Origin of the sequence: Aquamicrobium zhengzhouense (assembly GCF_016124105.1) — a bacterium.
GTDB lineage: Bacteria > Pseudomonadota > Alphaproteobacteria > Rhizobiales > Rhizobiaceae > Aerobium > Aerobium zhengzhouense.
In genome coordinates this window covers 156,388-159,582 of record NZ_JADGMQ010000008.1, presented here as the reverse complement: position 1 = coordinate 159,582, position 3,195 = coordinate 156,388, and the positions used below count along the sequence as shown (strand labels likewise).

Annotated in this window: 2 rRNA genes (1 of these 2 only partly in view); both read right to left on the bottom strand. The window is 54.3% G+C overall.

What is annotated here, in order from left to right:
* Positions 1-165: 165 nt before the first annotated feature.
* Positions 166-280, bottom strand: a 5S ribosomal RNA gene (gene rrf, locus IOD40_RS12900).
* Positions 281-512: 232 nt separating this feature from the next.
* Positions 513-3,195 (bottom strand): 23S ribosomal RNA (locus tag IOD40_RS12895); it runs 324 nt beyond the window's last position.

Sequence of the window (3,195 nt, the reverse complement as noted above, 5' to 3'; positions counted from 1 at the left end):
CGGGCTGCTCCACCCCGCGTCACCATTTTGGACTGGCGTCCAAAGCAAGCGTGAGCTTACCTTGCGTGTTCTGGATATGACAAGGCCGCCTGATGTTGGCGGCCGTTTTGCCGCATTTGTGCGGCTTGTTCGTAAATGAGAAGCTTTGTTTCATGCGCTTTGCAGACCTGGCAGCGACTTACTCTCCCGCGTCTTGAGACGAAGTACCATCAGCGCTGGAGCGTTTCACGGCCGAGTTCGGAATGGGATCGGGTGCAGCCGCTCCGCCATAACCACCAGGTCGGCAAAGCGCATGTAACAAAAGAGAAGCTGTGTCTTTGAAGTCCGTCACCTTGGCCAGCCTGCCCTGTGGGCGACTGGTTTTGCGCCACCTTCAGCCTTCGACTGAAGGCCGTCGGTTTACCGACGCAAGGCCGACTGGCTGTCGGCCCCTTTTGGCCGCCCTGTCCGGAGGATAGCAGCGAGGCTGCGCTCATCCGTGAGGACGTTTTAGATGGATACAAGCAATGCGAACAATCAAGCCGATCGAGTTATTAGTACCGGTAAGCTTCACACATTGCTGCGCTTCCACACCCGGCCTATCAACGTGGTGGTCTCCCACGACTCTCAGGGAATACTCGTTTTAAGGTTAGTTTCCCGCTTAGATGCCTTCAGCGGTTATCTAGTCCGGATATAGCTACCCTGCTATGCCGTTGGCACGACAACAGGTCCACCAGAGATCCGTCCATCCCGGTCCTCTCGTACTAGGGACAGATCCTTTCAATATTCCTACACCCACGGCAGATAGGGACCGAACTGTCTCACGACGTTCTGAACCCAACTCACGTACCGCTTTAAATGGCGAACAGCCATACCCTTGGGACCTGCTCCAGCCCCAGGATGCGATGAGTCGACATCGAGGTGCCAAACAACCCCGTCGATATGGACTCTTGGGGGTCATCAGCCTGTTATCCCCGGCGTACCTTTTATCCGTTGAGCGATGGCCCTTCCACGCGGGACCACCGGATCACTATGACCGACTTTCGTCTCTGCTCGACTTGTCAGTCTCGCAGTCAGGCAGGCTTATGCCATTGCACTCAGCGAACGATTTCCGACCGTTCTGAGCCCACCATCGCGCGCCTCCGTTACTCTTTAGGAGGCGACCGCCCCAGTCAAACTACCCACCATACACGGTCCCGGACCCGGATAACGGGTCGCGGTTAGACATCCATGTAGATAAGGGTGGTATTTCAAGGGTGACTCCACGCGAGCTGGCGCCCACGCTTCAAAGTCTACCACCTATCCTACACATGCCGACACGAATGCCAGTGTAAAGCTATAGTAAAGGTGCACGGGGTCTTTCCGTCTAACCGCAGGAACCCCGCATCTTCACGGGGAATTCAATTTCACTGAGCCTCTGCTGGAGACAGCGGGGAAGTCGTTACGCCATTCGTGCAGGTCGGAACTTACCCGACAAGGAATTTCGCTACCTTAGGACCGTTATAGTTACGGCCGCCGTTTACTGGGGCTTCAATTCAAGGCTTGCACCTCTCCTCTTAACCTTCCAGCACCGGGCAGGCGTCAGACCCTATACGTCGTCTTGCGACTTCGCAGAGCCCTGTGTTTTTGATAAACAGTCGCTACCCCCTGGTCTGTGCCACCCCACAACGGTTGCCCGCTGCAGGGTCACGCTTATCCCGAAGTTACGCGTGCAATTTGCCGAGTTCCTTCAGCAGAGTTCTCTCAAGCGCCTTGGTATTCTCTACCGGTCCACCTGTGTCGGTTTCGGGTACGGTCTATATGCGGGAGCTATTTCCTGGGACCGCTTCACTGCCCAACCAATCCGATAAGGATGGACAATACACACGATCCGTCACTACCCGCAGGCCCACGAATATTAACGTGGTTCCCATCGACTACGCCTTTCGGCCTCGCCTTAGGGGCCGGCTAACCCTGCTCAGATTAACTTTAAGCAGGAACCCTTGGACTTTCGGCGAGAGGGTCTCTCACCCTCTTTATCGTTACTCATGTCAGCATTCGCACTTCTGATACCTCCACACGTCCTCGCGGATCATGCTTCGACAGCTTACAGAACGCTCCGCTACCGCTTGCACGTAAACGTGCAAACCCAAAGCTTCGGTGCATGGCTTGAGCCCCGTTACATTTTCGGCGCAAAGACCCTTATTTAGACCAGTGAGCTGTTACGCTTTCTTTAAATGATGGCTGCTTCTAAGCCAACATCCTGGTTGTTTTGGGATCCTCACATCCTTTCCCACTTAGCCATGACTTGGGGACCTTAGCTGTTGGTCAGGGTTGTTTCCCTTTCCACGACGGACGTTAGCACCCGCCGTGTGTCTGCCGACTAGTACTCCCCGGTATTCGGAGTTTGGTTAGGATCAGTAAGACGGTGAGTCCCCATAGCCCATCCAGTGCTCTACCCCCGGGGGTATTCGGTCGACGCTCTACCTAAATAGATTTCGCGGAGAACCAGCTATTTCCGAGTTTGATTGGCCTTTCACCCCTAGCCACAAGTCATCCCAATCTATTGCAACAGAAATGGGTTCGGTCCTCCAGTTGGTGTTACCCAACCTTCAACCTGCTCATGGCTAGATCACTCGGTTTCGGGTCTAATGCAACGAACTGAACGCCCTGTTCAGACTCGCTTTCGCTACGCCTACACCTACCGGCTTAAGCTTGCTCGTTACACTAAGTCGCTGACCCATTATACAAAAGGTACGTTGTCACCATTTCAGGCTCCAACTGTTTGTAGGCAACCGGTTTCAGGTACTATTTCACTCCCCTTGTCGGGGTGCTTTTCACCTTTCCCTCACGGTACTAGTTCGCTATCGGTCATGCACGAGTACTTAGGCTTGGAGGGTGGTCCCCCCATGTTCAGACAGGATTTCACGTGTCCCGCCCTACTCAAGGATAATTGTTCGCATTGCGCATACGGGGCTATCACCCACTACGGCCCGACTTTCCAGACGGTTCTGCTTGGCTCTCAATTACCACTGGCCTGGTCCGCGTTCGCTCGCCACTACTAGCGGAGTCTCGGTTGATGTCCTTTCCTGCAGGTACTTAGATGTTTCAGTTCCCTGCGTTCGCCACTTAACCCTATGTATTCAGATTAAGTTACCTGATTTCGATACTTGGAAACCATTTGGGTTCTCACTCACGGGTCGTAACGGTTGCGGCTGCAACCTGACCCTGCACGGC